General features: G+C 63.6%; 1 rRNA gene. It reads right to left on the reverse strand.

The annotated features are described in order from the left end of the window. Positions 1 to 3,112, reverse strand: a 23S ribosomal RNA gene (locus A4R35_RS23745); the annotation flags it as partial.

Here is a 3,112-nt window from a genome sequence, read left to right on the forward strand (position 1 = left end):
CACAAGCCGTTCGGTCATTAGGGCCGGTCAGCTGCACCTGTTACCAGGTGTCCACCTCCGGTCTATCAACCAGGTGATCTTCCTGGGACCTTATCTCCGGCTGGGGGTCCAGCCTGGAGCGGGAAGCGGCTCTTGGGGTCGGCTTCGCGCTTAGATGCTTTCAGCGCTTCTCCTCGCCTGACGTAGCTACCCGGCTCTGGCCTGGGCAGGCCAACCGGCTCACCAGCGGTCAAGCCCTCTCGGTCCTCTCGTACTAGAGCGGACTCCCCTCACGCTTCCTCTCGCCCACGACGGATAGAGACCGAACTGTCTCACGACGTTCTGAACCCAGCTCACGTGGCGCTTTCATGGGCGAACAGCCCAACCCTTGGGACCTACTCCAGCCCCAGGATGCGCCGAGCCGACATCGAGGTGCCAAACCCTGCCGTCGATGGGAACTCTTGGGCAGGATCAGCCTGTTATCCCCGGGGTAGCTTTTGTCCGTTGCGCCACACGCCTTCCACTCGGACATGTGGGATCACTCAGCCCGACTTTCGTCTCTGCTCGGCTCGTCGGCCTCGCAGTCAAGCTCCCTTCTGCCTGTACACGCCTCAGGTGATGTCCATCCACCTTGAGGGAACCTTTGGGCGCCTCCGTTACCCTTTAGGAGGCGACCGCCCCAGTCAAACTCCCCACCTAGCCCTGTCTGCTGGCGGGCTCCACCGCTTCAGCATGAGTCCCGACAACACACCAGAGTGGTATTTCACCGGCGCCTCCACCGCCCCCGCAAGGGCGGCTTCTTCGGCTCCCACCTATCCTCCGCAGGTGTGCCCTCGGCACCAGGCCAGGCTAGAGTCAAGCTCCACGGGGTCTTTTTGTCCTGTCGTGGGTAACCCGCATCTTCACGGGTACTGCAATTTCGCCGAGCCCTCTGTCGAGACAGCGCCCAGGTCGTTCCTCCTTTCGTGCGGGTCGGAACTTACCCGACAAGGAATTTCGCTACCTTAGGACCGTTAGAGTTACGGCCGCCGTTCACCGGGGCTTCCCTGGCAAGCTTCGCACACCTGCCAGCTTCACCTTCCGGCACTGGGCAGGAGTCAGCCCCTATATCTCCGCTTCCGCGTTCGCAGGGACCTGTGTTTTTGGTAAACAGTCGCCTGGGCCTATTCCTGCGGCCTCCTCACCAGCGCTGGCCTGCTCCGAGCCGCGCTCTCGCGCCGCCCCTCCGGCCAGCCCCAGCTACTAAGGCGCCCCTTCTTCCGAAGGTACGGGGCCAAGTTGCCGAGTTCCTTGACAGAGGCTCACTCGTTCACCTCGGGAGGTTACCTCCCTGCCTACCAGTGTCGGTTTGCGGTACGGGCAGAGGCTCGTCTCGCTAGAGGCTTTTCTTGGCGGCCTGGGGGCCGGTGACTTGTCGCCTCCTCGCGGAGGCTCGTGCCTGCGGTCACGCCTCGTGGCCTCGGGCTTTCCCTCGACGCCTCGCTCCCTACAGGCAGCCCATCCTGTCCACTCGATGGGTTCACCTCCCCTACCGCGTCCCCCCTTCGCTCTTCTCGACGGCCTCTGGGGCAGGAATCTCCACCTGCTCTCCATCGCCTACGACCTGCCGTCCTCGGCTTAGGTCCCGCCTCACCCTGGGTCGATCAACGGTGCCCAGGAACCCTCAGGCTTTCGGTGGGGTGGATTCTCACCACCCGTGACGCTACTCATTCCGGCATTCGCACTTCCGCTCGCTCCACCAGTCCTTCCGGTCTGGCTTCTCCGCTCACGGAACGCTCCCCTACCAGCCTCTCTCTCCCGAGAGGCTCCACGGCTTCGGTCGGCTGCTTCAGCCTCCAGGTGTTGTCGGCGCCAGCTCGCTCGACCAGTGAGCTATTACGCACTCTTTCAATGATGGCTGCTTCTAAGCCAACATCCTGGCTGTCTGGGCCAGCTGACCTCCTTTCCCACTCAGCAGCCCCTTGGAGACCTTAGCCGGTGGTCTGGGTTGTTCCCCTCTCGTCTGACAAGGTTATCCCCGCCAGACTCACTCCGCCGCCCCTCTCTCGCCGCGCTGGGCATTCGCAGTTTGCATGAGCTTGGTAACCAGCTCCTGGCCCCGCACCCACACAGCGCTCTACCTCCCAGCGCTGCCGCGGCGGGCTGCACCTCCATGCATTTCGGGGAGAACCAGCTATCTCCGTGTTCGCTTGGCATTTCACCCCTACCCACAGCTCCTCCCCTGGTTTTGCAACACCAGTGGGTGCGAGCCTCGACGGATTGTCACATCCGCTTCACTCTGGCCATGGGTAGCTCACACGGTTTCGGGTCCCATCGCCGCTACCTGCCTCCAGGTTCCCCTGGCGGCTGCGCCCACTTCAGACTCGGTTTCCCTCCGGCTCCCCTCCTCTCTCGGGAGGTTAACCTGCGGCAACGACGATGCACTCGCCGGATCATTCTACAAAAGGCACGCCATCAACCCGCTCGTGGCTCCTCTCACCTGCCTCCCCAGTCTCCCAGGAAGCCAGGCCGGCTTCGCCACGGCATGGGCCTCTGACTGCTTCTCGCGTACGCGGTTTCAGGTCCTCTTTCATCCCCCTCTCGGGGTGCTTTTCACCTTTCCCTCACGGTACTCTGTCCGCTATCGGTCGCTGAAGGTCTTTAGCCTTGGAGGGTGGTCCCCCCTGCTTCCCACCGGGTTCCTCGTGCCCTGTGGTACTCAGGCACCAGCGCCAGCCGACAGCCTGCGGTTTCCCCTACGGGACTCTCACCCACTCTGGTGTGGCGTTCCAGCCACTTCGGGTACCGCCTCCTGCCGCCCGGGCCTCGCCCCGCGCTGGCCCTTCAACCCCGCCCAGGACCCGTTGCCGGACCCTGACCGGTTTAGGCTCTTCCCCGTTCGCTCGCCACTACTGAGGGAATCTCGGTTGATTTCTCTTCGTCGGGCTACTAAGATGTTTCAGTTCACCCGCTGCCCCTCGTGCGGTCGTCAACCGACCGCCGATCTCCGGCCATCACGCCGGAGGGGTTGCCCCATTCGGAGACTCAGGGATCATCGCTTGCCAGCAGCTCCCCCTGAACGTTTCGCCGCTCGCCGCGTCCTTCTTCGGCCTTCAGCGCCTAGGCATCCCCCGCGCACGCTTCTCGCTTGTGC

The organism is Thermogemmatispora tikiterensis (genome assembly GCF_003268475.1).
Taxonomy (GTDB): Bacteria; Chloroflexota; Ktedonobacteria; order Ktedonobacterales; family Ktedonobacteraceae; genus Thermogemmatispora; species Thermogemmatispora tikiterensis.